The sequence below is a fragment of the Dietzia sp. 111N12-1 genome, from assembly GCF_001658045.1.
GTDB lineage: Bacteria > Actinomycetota > Actinomycetes > Mycobacteriales > Mycobacteriaceae > Dietzia > Dietzia kunjamensis.
This window is the reverse complement of record NZ_LSSV01000024.1, coordinates 17,076-32,588: the sequence shown is the minus strand read 5'-3', so window position 1 is coordinate 32,588 and position 15,513 is coordinate 17,076. Positions and strand designations below refer to the sequence as shown.

18 protein-coding genes are annotated in these 15,513 nt (G+C 70.5%); 1 reads left to right on the top strand and 17 read right to left on the bottom strand.

Translation table 11 applies throughout. The annotated features are described in order from the left end of the window. Positions 1–78: 78 nt before the first annotated feature. The 14 genes from AYO52_RS04860 to AYO52_RS04795 form a co-directional block, all read right to left on the bottom strand. Entirely contained in the window at positions 79–726 is a 648-nt protein-coding gene (locus AYO52_RS04860; RefSeq protein ID WP_067713985.1) for a TIGR02234 family membrane protein, read from the bottom strand. After that, entirely contained in the window at positions 723–2,264 is a 1,542-nt protein-coding gene (locus AYO52_RS04855; protein ID WP_067713982.1) for an anthranilate synthase component I, read from the bottom strand. Before AYO52_RS04855 ends, AYO52_RS04860 begins: the two co-directional genes overlap by 4 nt. After that, complete coding sequence (locus tag AYO52_RS04850) at positions 2,261–2,440, bottom strand: tautomerase family protein (RefSeq protein WP_067713978.1); 180 nt, start codon at positions 2,438–2,440, stop codon at positions 2,261–2,263. Before AYO52_RS04850 ends, AYO52_RS04855 begins: the two co-directional genes overlap by 4 nt. 5 nt (positions 2,441–2,445) lie before the next feature. Further along, positions 2,446–2,799, bottom strand: coding sequence for a phosphoribosyl-AMP cyclohydrolase (gene hisI / locus AYO52_RS04845; RefSeq protein ID WP_067713976.1), 354 nt, complete (start codon positions 2,797–2,799; stop codon positions 2,446–2,448). After that, complete coding sequence (gene hisF / locus AYO52_RS04840; protein ID WP_067713974.1) at positions 2,796–3,569, bottom strand: imidazole glycerol phosphate synthase subunit HisF; 774 nt, start codon at positions 3,567–3,569, stop codon at positions 2,796–2,798. Before hisF ends, hisI begins: the two co-directional genes overlap by 4 nt. A 7-nt stretch (positions 3,570–3,576) precedes the next feature. Then, positions 3,577–4,491 (bottom strand): inositol monophosphatase family protein, encoded by a 915-nt coding sequence (locus AYO52_RS04835; protein ID WP_067713971.1) that lies wholly within the window; start codon positions 4,489–4,491, stop codon positions 3,577–3,579. A gap of 65 nt (positions 4,492–4,556) precedes the next feature. Next, complete coding sequence (gene priA / locus AYO52_RS04830) at positions 4,557–5,312, bottom strand: bifunctional 1-(5-phosphoribosyl)-5-((5-phosphoribosylamino)methylideneamino)imidazole-4-carboxamide isomerase/phosphoribosylanthranilate isomerase PriA (protein WP_067713969.1); 756 nt, start codon at positions 5,310–5,312, stop codon at positions 4,557–4,559. Beyond that, positions 5,312–5,563: a hypothetical protein gene (locus AYO52_RS04825; protein ID WP_067713966.1), complete on the bottom strand. Its 252-nt coding sequence runs from the start codon at positions 5,561–5,563 to the stop codon at positions 5,312–5,314. Before AYO52_RS04825 ends, priA begins: the two co-directional genes overlap by 1 nt. Before the next feature lie 22 nt (positions 5,564–5,585). Further along, positions 5,586–6,251 carry an imidazole glycerol phosphate synthase subunit HisH gene (hisH, locus tag AYO52_RS04820; RefSeq protein ID WP_067713964.1) on the bottom strand — a complete coding sequence of 222 codons (666 nt, stop codon included), beginning with the start codon at positions 6,249–6,251 and terminating at the stop codon, positions 5,586–5,588. Further along, positions 6,248–7,495: an MFS transporter gene (locus AYO52_RS04815; protein WP_067713962.1), complete on the bottom strand. Its 1,248-nt coding sequence runs from the start codon at positions 7,493–7,495 to the stop codon at positions 6,248–6,250. The genes hisH and AYO52_RS04815 overlap by 4 nt, the downstream gene beginning before the upstream one ends. A gap of 7 nt (positions 7,496–7,502) precedes the next feature. Next, the gene (hisB, locus tag AYO52_RS04810; protein ID WP_067713951.1) at positions 7,503–8,126 is read right to left on the bottom strand and encodes an imidazoleglycerol-phosphate dehydratase HisB; all 624 of its coding nucleotides are present in this window, start codon (positions 8,124–8,126) and stop codon (positions 7,503–7,505) included. Beyond that, the gene (locus AYO52_RS04805) at positions 8,123–9,262 is read right to left on the bottom strand and encodes a histidinol-phosphate transaminase (protein WP_067713949.1); all 1,140 of its coding nucleotides are present in this window, start codon (positions 9,260–9,262) and stop codon (positions 8,123–8,125) included. The genes hisB and AYO52_RS04805 overlap by 4 nt, the downstream gene beginning before the upstream one ends. Continuing rightward, positions 9,259–10,599 (bottom strand): histidinol dehydrogenase, encoded by a 1,341-nt coding sequence (gene hisD / locus AYO52_RS04800; protein ID WP_067713947.1) that lies wholly within the window; start codon positions 10,597–10,599, stop codon positions 9,259–9,261. Before hisD ends, AYO52_RS04805 begins: the two co-directional genes overlap by 4 nt. Positions 10,600–10,924: 325 nt before the next feature. After that, the gene (locus AYO52_RS04795; RefSeq protein WP_156523528.1) at positions 10,925–11,251 is read right to left on the bottom strand and encodes a hypothetical protein; all 327 of its coding nucleotides are present in this window, start codon (positions 11,249–11,251) and stop codon (positions 10,925–10,927) included. A 313-nt stretch (positions 11,252–11,564) separates the two neighbouring features. Between AYO52_RS04795 and AYO52_RS04790 the strand changes: the two genes are divergently transcribed. After that, complete coding sequence (locus AYO52_RS04790) at positions 11,565–12,023, top strand: Hsp20/alpha crystallin family protein (protein ID WP_067713942.1); 459 nt, start codon at positions 11,565–11,567, stop codon at positions 12,021–12,023. Between the two features lie 74 nt (positions 12,024–12,097). On the opposite strand, the gene AYO52_RS04785 is transcribed toward AYO52_RS04790, so the two are convergent. The 3 genes from AYO52_RS04785 to AYO52_RS04775 are packed head-to-tail and all read right to left on the bottom strand — an operon-like array spanning position 12,098 to position 15,406. Next, positions 12,098–13,708, bottom strand: coding sequence for an NERD domain-containing protein (locus AYO52_RS04785; RefSeq protein WP_067713940.1), 1,611 nt, complete (start codon positions 13,706–13,708; stop codon positions 12,098–12,100). Between the two features lie 59 nt (positions 13,709–13,767). Then, positions 13,768–14,469 carry a bifunctional 2-polyprenyl-6-hydroxyphenol methylase/3-demethylubiquinol 3-O-methyltransferase UbiG gene (locus AYO52_RS04780; protein ID WP_067713938.1) on the bottom strand — a complete coding sequence of 234 codons (702 nt, stop codon included), beginning with the start codon at positions 14,467–14,469 and terminating at the stop codon, positions 13,768–13,770. Beyond that, a complete protein-coding gene (locus tag AYO52_RS04775; protein ID WP_067713935.1) occupies positions 14,453–15,406 on the bottom strand; it encodes an NAD(P)/FAD-dependent oxidoreductase in 954 nt (317 codons plus the stop codon). Before AYO52_RS04775 ends, AYO52_RS04780 begins: the two co-directional genes overlap by 17 nt. Positions 15,407–15,513 lie beyond the last annotated feature (107 nt).

Sequence of the window (15,513 nt, the reverse complement as noted above, 5' to 3'; positions counted from 1 at the left end):
CGTAGGGCGGAAAGTGTGATCGAGATCGACAATAGAGGTCCCGGCCGGGGTTCCCGAATCGGGACCACCCTGACCCGGTCAGCCGGTCGGATCCCGTCCGTCGTCCAACTCCTGCCACAGATCCCGCCCGGCGTCGTCCTCCGTGTCCGGTCCGGTCGCCGCACCCTCCCGCCGGGCCGCCGGGGTCACGTACCGGTCGTCACGGCGCACCGGGCGGGCCGGACTGGCCAGGACGACGATCCCCGCCGCCAACAGGGCGACGGCGCCCGCGCCGGTGATCACGGGTCCCGCGGGCCGGGTCGACAACTCGGTGATCTCCGACCACTGCGGGATCGCCTCCGCGCCCTCGGAACCCGGCCCGGCATCGGTCCGGGCCAGGCCCTCGTCACTCGTGATCACCGAGTGGACCCGGTCGGCGTCGACCTCCCCCACCGACATCGCCATGAGGCCCCCGGCGGCCACGCCGAGCAGCGCGATGACGGCGCCCACCGCTCGCGCGGCAGTACCTCGGACCAGGGCCACAGCGGCGATCGCCGCCAGCGCGCCCAGTGCGAGCGGGACGAGGGCGGGTTGCCAGTCCGCTCCGGTCAGGGCCCGTCGGCCCTCTCCCGACTGGTCGTTGAAGGCCACCACGTCGAGCCACACCATCCGCGAGGCGACCCACAGCAGCGCCGCCCCCACCACCAACAGCACGACGGGGACCAGCAGACGGGCGCGGTGGGTCACCGGCCCTCCCCGGCGTCGCGCAGTGTCTCCGCGGCTGCGACGGCCCGCAGGACCGCCATCGCCTTGTTGCGGCACTCCGCATCCTCCGAGGCGGCAACCGAATCGGCGACGATGCCGGCACCCGCCTGGACGTAGGCCGTGCCGTCCTTGATCACGGCCGACCGGATCGCGATGGCCTGATCGGTGTTGCCGGCGAAATCGACGTAGCCGACCACGCCCCCGTACACACCGCGTCGCGTGTCCTCGAGGTCCTCGATGATCTGCAGTGCGCGGGGCTTGGGCGAACCGGACAGCGTGCCGGCCGGGAAACAGGCGGTCACGGCGTCGATGCCCGTCTGCCCGTCGGCCAGGCGCCCGGTCACCGTGGACACGAGGTGCATCACATGGCTGTAGCGCTCGACCTGGCGGAACTCGGTCACCTCCACCGTGCCCGGCACGCAGACCCGGCCGAGGTCGTTGCGACCGAGATCGACCAACATCAGGTGTTCGGCGTTCTCCTTGGCGTCATCCACCAGGTCCTTGGCGAGCAGGACGTCGTGCTCCTCGTCGTCGCCCCTCGGTCTGGTCCCCGCGATCGGATGGGTCGTCGCCGCCCCGTCCTGGACGGTCACCAACGCCTCCGGGCTCGATCCCACGATGGTGAAGGCGGTATCGCCGAACCCGTCCTCCCCGCTACCGTCCGGGATCGTCATGAGGAACATGTAGGGGCTCGGGTTGGTGGTGCGCAGAATCCGGTAGACGTCGCGCGGCGAGGCGGCGGTGTCGACCTCGAACCGCTGACTGAGCACCACCTGGAAGGCCTCGCCCGAGTAGATCTGCTCGATGATGTCGGCGACCCGCGCGTGGTACGTCGACTCGTCGGTGCAGCGACGCACATCGGGGGCGGGAGTGTCGAACACGCTCACGCCGCCCGTCCCCGGGTCGGCTAGCCGCGCCGTCATCGAGTCGACCCGGGCCACCGCGTCCGCGTAGGCCTGCTCGACCCGCTCGTCGCTGCCGTCCCAGTTGACCGCGTTGGCGATGAGATGGATGCGGCCCTCATGATGATCGAACGCCGCCAGATCCGTGGCCAGCAACTGGACCATCTCCGGCACCTGCAGGTCGTCGACGGTGTCGGGCCGGATCCGCTCGAGCCGGCGCACGATGTCGTACCCGAGGTAACCGACCATCCCCGACGTCAACGGGGGAAGTCCCGGGATCTGATCGGTGCGCAACAGGTCGAGTGTCCTCCGGAGCGCGTCCAGCGGGTCACCGCCGGTGGGCGCGCCCGCGGGCACGTTGCCCCACCACGTCGCCTCGCCCGAGCCGTCGACGGTCAACGCGGCGGCCGCCCCACAGCCGATGAACGACCACCGCGACCACGAGCGCCCGTGCTCCGCCGACTCCAGCAGGAACGTCCCCGGTCGGTCGCCGGCGAGCTTGACGTACGCGGACAACGGGGTCTCGGAATCCGCCAACACCGTGCGCACCACCGGCACGACCCGGTGGCCCGCGGCGAGCGCGCGGAACTGTTCGAACGTGGTCGTCTCGGTGCTCATCCGAAGGCCTTGCCGGCGATCCCGAAGGAATCGTGCGGCATGTCGTGGACGTGGACCCACACCTTCGCCGGGTCCTTGCCCGAGGCCTCGGCGTACGCGGCCGTGACCGCCTCGATGACGCGGGCCTTGTCCGCCGCGGCCATCCCGTCGAGTTGGTTGATCTGGATGAAGGGCACGCCGTTCAGTCCTCTCCGAGCAGGGTTGCGGTGTCGAAACAGCTGGTGGTGCCCCGGTGGCAGGCCGCGCCGGTCTGGTCGACATGGAGCAGGACGGTGTCTCCGTCGCAGTCGATCTCCACGCGACGCACGTGTTGCACGTGGCCGGAGGTATCCCCCTTGACCCACCGTTGCCCACGCGAGCGGGAGTAGTACACACCCCGCCGGGTCGCCAGCGTCTCCGCCAGCGCGGCGTCATCCATCCACGCCATCATGAGCACCCTGCCCGACGTCGCGTCCTGCACGACCGCGGCGACGAGGCCGTCGGCGTTGCGCGACAGCCTCTCGGCGATCGACCGATCCAGGACGTGGGCGCTCATCGGACCGTGATCCCCTCTGCCGCGAGCGCGTCCTTCACGTCGCCGATGGTCATCGCCCCGAAGTGGAAGACACTGGCCGCGAGGACGGCGTCGGCCCCGGCGTGGACCGCCGGAGCGAAGTGCTCGACCGCACCGGCACCGCCCGAGGCGATGACGGGTATCGACACCGCCTCGCGGACCGCCTTCACCATCGCCAGGTCGAAACCCGCCTTGGTGCCGTCGGCGTCCATCGAGTTGAGCAGGATCTCGCCCACGCCGAGCTCCTGCCCGCGCCGCGCCCACTCGACGGCGTCGATGCCGGTACCGCGGCGACCACCGTGCGTGGTGACCTCCCATCCCGACGGGGTCTGCTCGGACCCCTCGGGTACGGTCCGCGCGTCCACGGACAGGACGATGCACTGCGAGCCGAATCGTCGACTGAGCTCGCCGAGCAGCTCGGGGCGGGCGATGGCGGCGGTGTTGACGCTCACCTTGTCCGCGCCGGCCCGCAGCAACTGGTTGACGTCCTCCTCGGTACGCACGCCTCCTCCCACGGTGAGGGGGATGAAGATCTGCTCGGCGGTGCGCTTGACCACGTCGATCATGGTCCCGCGACCCGACGACGACGCGGTCACGTCGAGGAAGGTCAGCTCGTCGGCGCCCTGCTCGTCATAGGCGGCGGCCAACTCCACGGGATCACCCGCGTCGCGGAGGTCGAGGAAGTTGACGCCCTTGACCACGCGCCCGGCGTCCACGTCGAGGCACGGGATGACCCTGGTGGCGAGTGTCATGATCCGGTCACCGCCCGCTCTGTAGCCACGGACGGGGGCTCTCGGGTTCCGGAGTGGCGCGCCGTCGCCCGGCCTCGAAGAAGTTGCTCGGCTCGCCGAGTTGACGGATCGTGTCGAGGACCTCCGCGTGGGCTCGCGGGCCCGCGGCGAGGATGGACTGGGAGTCGGTGGACCAGGGCTCCCCCGTGAGGTCGGTGACCACACCACCCGCTGCGCGGACATGGGAGGCGCCGGCCGCGTTGTCCCACGCGAAGTTGCCGAAGCTGACCGCCGCCGACAGTCGCCCCGACGCGACGAAAGACAGGTCCACCCCGGTGGAGCCGAACTTGCGGGTCCGGGCCGCGTCGAGCGTGAGCTGCTCGAAGACCTCGCGGCGATACGCCGGAGGGTAGGTCGTGCGGGCACCGGTGTTGAGGGAACCCAGCCCCAGTGCGACGTCGCGGATGGAGACGTCGGAGATCTGCGAGACCTCCGCGCCGTTCTCCTTGAGCGGTCCCCCCGCGATCGAGGTGAACGTCATCCCCAGCAGCGGCAACCAGGTCAGCCCCAGCACCGGCTGACGCTCGTGGACCAACGAGACCAGGATGCCGGCGGTCGGGATGCCCAACGAGTAGTTGGCCGTGCCGTCGACGGGGTCCACCACCCAGAGGGTGCCCTCGTTGACGGGCGGACCGCCGTACTCCTCACCGTGCACCTCGAGCCCTGTCCCCTCCCTCAGGGCCTCCGAGATACGGCGTTCCAACTCGAGGTCCAGTTCGGTCGCGAAGTCGTTGCGCGATCCCTTGTTCTGGATGCCCTTCGCGCCGACCCCCTCGACGAAGCGAGGAGTCACCTCGTCGAGCACGCGCGTCGCCAGTGCGAGCGCCTCGGCCGGGTCGACGGGGAGGTCCGTCGGCAGGGCATTTCCGGTCTGATCGTCCATCTCGGGCCTCCTGCTCGAGGTCATGCGGGGTCGGGAAGCTACCTGGCGGTCACGAGGCCGCGTGGTCAGCGTCGGCTGACGGCGGCGAGCGCCTCGGGAAGGGTGAACCGGCCCGCGTAGAGCGCCTTGCCGACGATCGCGCCCTCCACACCCTGCGGAACCAGCGTGGCGATGGCCTCGAGGTCCGCGACCGAGGAGACACCGCCCGACGCCACGACAGGGGCATCGGTGGCCGCGCACACCTGCGAGAGCATCTCGAGGTTGGGCCCGTTCAGCATGCCGTCCTTGGACACGTCGGTGACGATGTACCGGGCGCAGCCGTCCGTGTCCAGACGCTCGAGAACCTCCCAGAGGTTGCCGCCGTCGGAGACCCATCCGCGACCACGCAGCCTGGGCTCGCCGTCGACCACTCGCACGTCGAGTCCCACCGCGATCCGATCGCCGTGCCGGGCGATGGCCGAGGCACACCACTCCGGGTTCTCCAACGCGGCCGTACCGAGGTTCACGCGCGCACAGCCGGTGGCCAGGGCGGCCTCGAGCGAATCGTCATCGCGGATGCCACCGGACATCTCGACCTTGACGTCGAGCGCCCCCACGACCTCGGCGAGGAGATCGCGATTCGAGCCCCGGCCGAACGCGGCATCGAGGTCCACGAGGTGAACCCATTCCGCACCGTCACGCTGCCACTGCAGCGCCGCGTCGAGCGGCGCCCCGTACGAGGTCTCGGTCCCGGCCTCCCCCTGTACGAGACGGACGGCCTGACCGTCTGCGACGTCGACGGCGGGCAGGAGTTCGAGATAATTGGCGTTGGTCACGGCCATCAGCCTAGTCCGTCGTCACCGGGGCGCTCCGCCTGCCCGCCGGGCTCCTCGCCGTACTCGGCGCGGATCGCGCGATCGGTGATGCGGTTGGACACCAGACCCATCGCCGCGACCGCGAGGATCAGCCCGACCAGTGCGACGACGGCCTTGCCGACCGGCGGCACGGGGAGCACGGCCACCGCGATCGCGGTCAGCGCGAGGCCGAGGACTCCCGCCCCGGCCACGCCCAGCGCGAGCACGGCGAAGGACACCGGGGCCCGGTCCCCTTCACCCCTATCGGACAGAACGGATCCAGTTCTCGAGGAGCTGCAGTCCCGCGTCGCCCGATTTCTCGGGGTGGAACTGAGTGGCCGACAGCGGCCCGTTCTCCACAGCCGCGATGAACCTGGTGCCGTGCTCGGCCCAGGTGACGTCCGGGGCGCGCAGATGATCCGACGGCTCCATCTCCCAGTGCTGGACGCCGTAGGAGTGGACGAAGTAGAACCGCTCGTCGGCGGGCATGCCGGCGAACAGGACGCTGTTCGAGGGCACCTCGACGGTGTTCCAACCCATGTGCGGCAGCACAGGCGCGTGCAGCTTCTCCACCACACCGGGCCACTCACCACACCCGGGGACGCCCGGCGAGTCCTCGTGCTCCCCGTCCGAGAACTCGGTGCCTCGCTCGAACATGACCTGCATGCCGACGCAGATACCCAGGACGGGCCGGCTGCCGGCGAGACGCTCACCGATGATCCGGGGGCCCTTGACCGCTTCGAGGCCCTTCATGCAGGCGGCGAACGCGCCGACCCCCGGCACGACCAGCGCCTCCGCCTCGGTGGCGACGCGGGGATCCGAGGTGAGCTCGACCTCGGCGCCGACCCGCTCGAGCGCACGGTGCGCGGACCGCAGGTTTCCCGAGCCGTAGTCCAGGAGTGCTACCCGTGTGGCGGAAGTCGTCATTGGTTCACCTTATCGCCGGTGTCGGTCAGGGTCAGATCGCGCGTGGGCCTGGTGCGTCGGGCGCCCACCGCCGCCGGGCCGCCCACCGCGAGGACGACTCCGGCCGCCACGGTGAACAGCACGACGTAGCCGAAGCCGGCGAACCCGCCCATGACGACGGATCCGAGACCGGTACCGGCGTCGAAGGAGATGTTCCACGACGCGGACGCCGTCCCCAGGCGCGAGCGCGGCATCCGTTCGAACGACGCGACCAGGGCTTCGTTCTGGACGGCTCCGAACCCGAGACCGAAGATGACGGTCGGGACGAGGAACCACCAGGGGCTCACCTCAATCGTCAACAACCCGGCGATGCCGAGCATTCCGAGTGCCGCCACCCCGAGACCCGGCCAGACCAGTGCCCCGGGTCCACGTCGGTCCGAGATGAGCCCGGCGACGGTGCGGCCGACGATGACACCGGCGCCCAATAGTCCGAGTCCCACGCCGGCGACGACCGCGCCGCTTCCGGAGACGATGGAATCCAACGCGGGTGACAGGAACGATGCCGCTGCTCCGTAGGGCAGGGTCACCGCCACCATGACCAGGAACGGCCCGGCCAGGAGGAGAACGACCTGCCTCGGGCCGAGCGCCGACTGGTCCGACTCCCCCGGGGGGCTCGGGAACACGTGAGGCAGTCGAGCGGCGGCGACCAGTCCCACGACGCCGAACCCGGTGGCCGCCCAGGCCACCGTGGGCAGGCCGAAGAGGTCGAGCAGCCACAGGCCGACCGGCAGGAAGATGGCTTCGGAGATGCCGACGGCGAGTCCGATCAGCGACGTCGCCCGACCGAGCATGCCGGGGGGCGCGAGTTCTGCCACCAGAGCCGAGCCGGCGACGGTCATCATGCCGAATCCTGCGCCTCGCACTCCACTGATCGCCAATACCGCGAACGGGCCGTCGAACAGTGCGAGCAGACCCGAGGGGAGACCGAGCAGCGCGCTGCCGATACCCAGTACCCAGCGATAACCGATCGCGGCCGTGACTCTCGGGGTGGCGAGCTGGAACAGGACGGTCACGGTCATGAACACACCGGTGGTGGCGCCCGCGACGAACTCACTCCCGCCACCACGGACCACGGCGAGCGGCACCACGGGCAGCAGCAGGGAGAACCCGCCGAAGGCGAGCAGGACCAGGACGAACGCGGCCGGGACCCCGGGGGTACGCGCCAGCTTCGAGAACGCCCCCGGGGTGTGGACGCGCGGGGTCACGCCGGCATCACAGCGCGCCCTTGGTCGAGGGGATGCCGGTGATCCGCGGGTCCGGCTCGACGGCTGCGCGCAGAGCGCGCGCGACCGCTTTGTACTCGGCTTCGGTGATGTGGTGCGGATCGCGGCCGTAGTGCACGCGGACGTGCAACGCGATCCGGGCGTTGTAGGCGAGGGTCTCGAACACGTGCCGGTTGAGCACCGTGCCGTAGGGCGCGCTGTCGTGACCGATCACGACGTAGCCGACCATCATCTCGGGCTCACCGGTGTGGACGAAGTAGGGCCGTCCGGAGACGTCGACGATCGCCTCGGCGAGCGTCTCGTCCATGGGCAGGGAACACTGACCGAAGCGGCGGATGCCGCGCTTGTCGCCGAGGGCCTGCGCGAGTGCCTGTCCCAGGACGATCGCGGTGTCCTCCACCGTGTGGTGCGCTTCGATCTCGCTGTCGCCCGTCGCGCGCACGGTGAGGTCGAAGGCGCCGTGCTGCCCGAAGGCCGTCAGCATGTGGTCGAAGAACGGCACCCCGGTCGAGATGTCGGACCGGCCCGTCCCGTCGAGGTCGATCTCCACGACGATCGACGACTCCCTGGTCGTCCTCTCGACGCGACCCCGCCGCGCGGTCTGTTCACTCATCGCTTCTCCTCGGTTCGGGTCTCGATCTCCTCGGCCGCCAGTTCGGCGCTCACCCGCAGCAGCCGATCATTCTCGTGCTCGAGCCCGATGGTCGCACGAAGTCGACCCGGGATGCCCACGTCGCGGATCAGCACGCCGGCGTCCAGATAACGCCGCCACGCGCGCGTCGCGTCCACGAACGGCCCGTAGAGCACGAAGTTGGCCTCGCTGGGAAGCACCTCGAAGCCCTGCTCCTCCAGCCCGGCGGTGACGCGCTTGCGTTCCCCGGCGAGCAGCGCGACGGAGGCCAACGTCTCGTCGGCGTGACGAAGCGCCGCACGGGCAGCGGCCTGCGCGATCATCGACAGGTGGTAGGGCAACCGTACGAGCAGTACGGCCTCGACGAAGGACGGGTCGGCCGCGAAGTAGCCGAGCCTGCCACCCGCGAAGGCGAACGCCTTGCTCATGGTCCGCGACACGACGAGCTTGGTCGGATAGTCGGCGAGCAGGGTGCAGGCGCTCGGGGACGGCGAGAACTCCGCGTACGCCTCGTCCACCACCACGATGCCGGGGGCCATGTCGAGCAGGCGTCGCAGGTCGTCGAGGTCGACCACGTGCCCCGTGGGGTTGTTGGGCGTGGTGACGAACACCACGTCCGGCCGGTGCTCCTCGATCGCCGCCACCGCAGCGGCGATATCGATGGACAGGTCGGACCCGCGATCCACCGGGATCCACTCGGTATCGGTTCCGGCCGCGAGGATCGGGTGCATCGAGTAACTGGGGACGAAGCCCATGGCGCTGCGCCCGGGCCCGCCGAACGCCTGCAGCAGCTGCTGCAGGATCTCGTTGGAACCGTTGGCGGCCCAGACCATTTCCACGTCCAGATCGACGCCGGTCTGGCGGGTCAGGTACGAGGCCAGGTCGGTGCGCAGTGCGACGGCGTCGCGGTCGGGATAGCGGTTGAGGTCTTCGGCGGCTGCGGCGACGGCGCCGGCGATGTCGGCGACCAGTTCCGCGCTGGGCGGGTGTGGGTTCTCGTTGGTGTTGAGCTGTACGGGAACCTCGAGCTGCGGGGCCCCGTAGGCGCTCTGTCCGCGGAGATTCTCCCGCAGCGGGAGGGCGCCGAGCCCGACTCCGGGACGTGGGGAATCGGTCATCGTCCGCCCTCTCCCGCGCCGAGGTCCTCGAATCGGGCCCGTACGGCCTCACCGTGCGCGGGCAGCCGCTCAGCGTCCGCGAGTGCGACCACGGTCGGCGCGATCTCCTTGAGGGCGGCCTGGTCGTAGTCGACGACATGGATCCCCCGGAGGAAGGTCTGCACGCTCAACCCCGACGAGTGTCGCGCCGTACCGGACGTGGGCAGGACGTGGTTGGACCCCGCCGCGTAGTCCCCGAGCGGGACGGGCGAGTAGGCGCCCACGAAGATCGCGCCGGCATTGCGCACGCAGGCGGCGTCGGCTGCGGAATTGCGGGTCTGGACCTCGAGGTGCTCGGCTGCGTAGGCGTCGACCACCCGCAGACCGGCCTCGATATCGTCCACCAGGACGATGCCCGACTGCGGACCCTCGAGCGCCTCGCGCACCCGGTCCGAGTTGAGGGTCACCTCGTAGCGCGACTCGATCTCGCGGTCCACGGCGTCCGCCAACGTCTCGGAGTGGGTGACCAGGACGCTCGCGGCGTTCGGGTCGTGCTCCGCCTGGCTGATGAGGTCGTACGCGACGTGGACCGGGTCGGCGGTGTCATCCGCGAGGATGGCGATCTCGGTGGGGCCCGCCTCGGAGTCGATGCCCACGACGCTGCGGCACAGGCGCTTGGCGGCGGTGACGTACACGTTGCCGGGCCCGGTGACCATGTCGACGGGCTCGAGAACGGAGTCATCCGTGTCCTGACCGCCGTACGCGAGCAACGCCACGGCCTGGGCGCCGCCCACCGCCCAGACCTCCTCGACCCCGAGCAGTGAGCACGCGGCGAGAATGGTCGGGTGCGGCCAGCCACCGGAATCCGCCTGGGGCGGAGAGGCCACTGCCAGCGACCCGACCCCGGCGACCTGCGCCGGTACGACGTTCATGATGACGCTGGAGGGGTAAACGGCTTTGCCGCCGGGAACGTAGAGGCCCACGCGTTCGACCGGTACCCACCGCTCGGTGACGAACCCCCCGGGGGCGACCTCGGTGACGGTGTCACCGCGGCGCTGCGCTGAGTGGACGATGCGGGCACGACGGATCGCCTCGGACAGCGCGGCTCGGACGTCAGGGTCCAACTCGTCGACCGCCCGGGCGATGACCTCGGCCGGGACCCGCACCGACGCCGGACGGACCGAATCGAACTTCTCGCCGTACTCGAGTGCGGCCGGGGCCCCGTGCTCGCGGATCGCCTCGACCACCGGGCGGACGGTGTCGACGACCGAGTCGACGTCGGCGGCGCCGCGCGGGAGTGTGCGCCGCAACTCGGCCGTGCCGAGTGAGCGACCGCGCAGGTCGATGCGGGAGAGCATAGTGTGGCCTTTCAGTGGGGTGCCGGGACGGCACGAACGGGCCCGCGAGCACCGCGTTCCGGAGAACGCGGTACTGCGGACGCCGCACGCGACGACCTTTCACCAGTCTAGTAGCGGCCGCGAGCACCGCGATCCGGGCCACCTGCGCGGGTGGATCCCGGGGATCCGGCGCGCGCACCCGCGCCCTGGGGCGGGTCCGGCGTGGAGTCGCCGATCCCGGGCTTCGTCAGCGTCGAAACCCGCCGGGACGAGCGCTTTCCCCGGGAACCTCGTCCGGGAGTAAGGGAGAGCCACGGCGAAGAACGACCAGCCGTGCGACAACGTTTCACGACTCCACGGGGTGGGGACTGTCCCGCCGGTCCCGGCGGACGCGGTGCCCGCGAACAGTGAAATGCAGAACGTAGGCGGTGAACGCCCCCGGCAGGATCGCACCCAGCGCCCACTCGGACGCCGCGATGAGGGCGAGCGTCGTGGTGGACGTCGCGCCGTACACGATGATCAGTCCCGCCACCGCGGCACGAGTCCTCATGATGGTTCGTTCACTCCACTTCAGATGCCAGAGAAGAATTGCCCCCGTCAGATCGGCCGCGACGAAGAACATCACGCTGAAGGTCAGGAGGACGAACACCTCAGGGGAATCGGACCCCCGCATCGTCTGACCTTCGAACGCGAGGGCTCTCCACCAGGCCATAGCCGAGGCACCCGCCCCGATGTCCGCACACTGTGGACGCCCGTTCTCGGTGGGCGCCCGAGCCTCTCCTACTCGGGGTGACGGCGCGAGGTACCCCTCCGGTTCCACCGAAGCCGGCCTTCCCGTGAACCACGTCGGCCTCCGGGCTGAGCGGAGCGGACTCAACCGAAAAATGTCGACCTGAGTCGGGAATACTCAACTCCGCTCGAGGGTTGAACCGTGTGCGACCCCGGAGATACCGGGCGCACACCGATCAGCCCAGAAGGAGACCATCATGGCCACCAGCACCCGTTTCGATCCGTTCCGTGAGCTCGATCGCCTCCTGGGCGAGGGGCTCCGCAGCGCCACCGCCTCGACTTCCCTGCCGATGGACCTCTACAAGGAGGGCGATCGCTTCGTCGGGCTCATCGATATGCCAGGGGTCGACCCCTCCACCATCGACATCGACGTGGAGGACCGCACCCTCACTGTCCGCGCCGAGCGGCGGGCGCCTGCCGAGGGTGACGCGCAGTGGCTCATGCACGAGCGGCAGTCGGGGACCTTCGCCCGGCAGCTCGCCATGGGCAAGGGCCTGGCGACCGACAAGATCGAGGCCGACTACACCGACGGCGTCCTGCGCCTGGTGATCCCGGTGGCCGAAGAGGCCCAGCCGCGCAAGATCGCCGTCTCGCACGGCAACCAGAGGGCCGAGCAAGCCGAGCTCGTCGAGGGCGAGACCGACCTCGGGAGCTGATCCACCACTCCGTCGCGCCCCGGCCGCCCCGGCCTCCCCTCGAGGCCGGGGCGGCCGGTGTCGTCCGCGAGAGCTCAGGTGTCGATCTCCCCCACCACCACGAGTACGTCCGTCGCCCGTGACAGTCCCACGTAGATGCGCTCGCGGAGGCGGTCGATGCCCGCGTAGCTGTTGCACACCAGGACCACGGCACGTCGTTCGAGACCCTTGAAGCCGAGGACGTGACCGTAGAAGATGTCCTCGCCGTCCCAGAACGTCTCCCAGTAGGCGTCGTTGCCGTCCTCCTGGAGCTCGACCTGCATGGGGTGACGCGAGCCGATGGTCAACAGCGCCACATCGCGGGGCTCCCACCCCTCGTCGAGCAGCCGCATCGCCTCGTCGTCACCCACCGCGACGGGATCGGCGCCCTCCGGCACCTCCACGTACCGGACGGCGGGACCTGTGCCGCCGCGCAACTCCATGCGCTGACCCACCAGCGGCATGAACGCGCTGGCGATCTGCCGCGTATTGCGCAGGTTGTGGTCCAGCACGAGCGGCACGAGGTCCACGGGCGGACGGCCGGCACGCTCGAACACACTCTGGCCCGCGTCGCCGACGATCATGAGCCGACCGTTCTCCCTGTCACGCAGCGCTCCGACGACCGGCTGCCACCAACTGTCGGCGAAGTCCTGGGCCTCGTCGACGATCACGGCGTCGAATCGCTTGCCGTCGGGCAGTTCGTCCGCGAGGTCGGACATCAACCGGGGCAGATCCTCCTCCCACCACCGCACCGTCTCGGTGGACCGAATTCGCTCATCCGGCCCCACCGGCGCGCCCCAGTCGACGCCCAGGGCGTGGAACTCACCGACGTACGCGGGCCTCTCCCGGCGCTTCCATCCGCTGGTGACCCGCTTGAGGTAGCTGGCCAGCCCGTGCGAGTAGCAGATCAGTGCGACCCGCTGCCCGTCCCTTGACAACCGTCGTGCCTGTTCCAGGGCCAGATAGGTCTTACCGCTACCGGCGCCGCCCCGGATCTCCACCCGCGGCAGGGCGTCGACCGCCCGCAGGAGCACCGACTGTTCACGGGTGAGCGCGTCGGCGATGTCGGCGTTCTCGGCCGCGCGGGCCACCACGTCGCGCTGGGGTAGCCCCCGACCTCCGAGGATCTCGGACAGACGGTCGACGGTGTCCGCGGACAGGAACGGACGGTCAGCCGGGCCCGAGTCACGGGCCAACCGGAAGGCGATCATCGCGAGGTCGTCGAGCTGATCGCGGTCCACGATCCGGCCGCGCGGGATCTCCGGCATCGCGAAGTCCGCGGGGATCGAGGCGTTCGGGAACACCAGCATGTGGGTCCAGCGCTGGAGCTGATCCGGCCACCGCGGATCCTCACTGACGTACCCGCGCAACGCGTAGAGGGCGTCGCGGCACTGGGCGACCGGGTCGATGGTGACCTTCTTGGTGCCGCTGCCCTGAACCCACCGGCCGTCCTCGATCGCGATCTGCCCGGCCTTGACCTCGATCGCCACGATCCCCGCGCCGGGCATCGCCACGAGGATGTCGACCTCGTGTTCCTTCTCGTATGTGGACACCCGCTGACCCACGACGATCAGGCTGTCGTCGGAGAGCTGGTCGCGGAGGAGGTCGACCACCTTCTCCTCGGTGGGATGTCCGTAGACGGGGTGAGCGGGGATGACACGGGCCATGTATAAGAACTACCTTCGCCACCGTCGCGCGGGTCGGCCACACGCCGCGACCCACCGCCTCAGGGCCTCCTGGTGGCTGTGACGACGACGTCGTGGACCGTCACGGGCGCGCCGCCGTGGCCCGGCATCTCGCGCGAGGCCTCCTCGGCGGTGACGATCTCCCACCGGTCGGCCTCGAGCCGATCGGTGATGCCCTGCGCGGTGGCGCTGGCCTCGACCGGCGGCTGGGGGCTTCGGTCGTGCCCTGCGTGCTGCCCGTGCACTACGTGCTGCCCGTGCGCGTGCCCGTGCCCGACGTGCTGCAGGTGCCCGACGATGAGCAGCGTGCCGCGAGGGGCGACCCAGCCGGCGAGCCGCTCGTAGAAGTCCAGCTGCGGAATCGCCGGGTGGGCGTAATGGGTGGTGACCAGGTCGTACCGCGCCGGAGGCTCCCAAGCCGAGAGGTCCGCCTCCACCCACGACACCCGGCCGGACAGCCCGAGCTCCGCCGAGCGCCGGGCGGCGATCGTCAACGCCTCCGCGGCGATGTCCGCCCCGGTGACCTGCCAGCCCTGCGAGGCCAGCCAGAGCGCTTCGGTCCCGGCGCCGCAGCCCGCCTCGAGCGCGGTCCCGGGGACGAGGCGGGAGGCCTCCCGGATCAGGTATGGGTTCGGGGGGTTCGCGGCCATCGCGGCCGGGCGGTCACCGTCGTCGTCTCCGACGCTGCCGCCGGCACCCGCCCAGATGTCGTCCCAGTAGGCGCGGTCAAACTCGTGTGCCATCGCGCACCTCGATCGCCTTCTCGAGGTCGGCCATGATCAGCGAGGCGTTGATCTGCTGCGCGGCGCGGGCCCCCTGGGCGGCGGCGGCTCCGACCTGCGCCATGAGATCGGCGCAGTTGCCCGCGGCCCACACCCCCGGCACCGGGGTGGCGCCCATCTCGTCGGTCGGGATGACCGTGCCGACCGGGTGATCGACCGCCTCCAGACCGATGGCCGCGTACGGCTCGACCCCGACCGTCAACCGGGTGGCCACCACCACGGCGTCCAGATCGATCACTTCGTCGTCGTCGACCTCCACGCCGACCACCCGCCCACCGTCGGCCACCACGCCCGAGATCCCCCGCTCCTCGATCGGGATGCCCAGGGCGGCCAGGGCGACCCGATCCTGCTCGTCGATCGGGCGACCGCCGCTGAAGAACGTGATGTCCCGGCTCCACTGGTGGAACAGCATGGCCTGGTGCGCGGACATCGGGTGGATCCCCAGGATGCCGATCCGCTGGTCGCGCACCTCCCAACCGTGGCAATACGGGCAGTGCAGGACGCCGCGCCCCCACTGCTCGGAGACCCCGGGGATGTCGGGGAGTTCATCGCTCACCCCGGTCGCGATGAGCAGCGTGCGGGTGGGCAGTACCGAACCGTCGCGCAGGATGACGTCGAAGCCGTGCCCGGCCGTGCGTGTGTCCACGACCTCGCCGTCGAGGACCTCGCCGTCGTACCGTCTGACCTCCGCGCGGCCTCGCGCGAGCAGGTCCGACGGGCTCACGCCGTCCAGGGCGAGCAGCCCGTGGACCCCCTCGGCGGGAGCGTTGCGCGGCTCGCCGGCGTCCACCACCGTCACCCGACGGCGGGCGCGGGCCGACGTCAGCGCGGCGCTCAGGCCGGCCGCCCCGCCACCGACCACCACCACATCCCGCAGTTCCCGATCGTCCGAGTCCATCTGTCGACCTCCGCTCTCCGGGCCACCGGTTCCGGGCCTCGTCCCCCTCGACGATGGTCCCTTCACCCGGATGTCGCAACTAACCTTGCCAGTCTGGCAAACTCGGC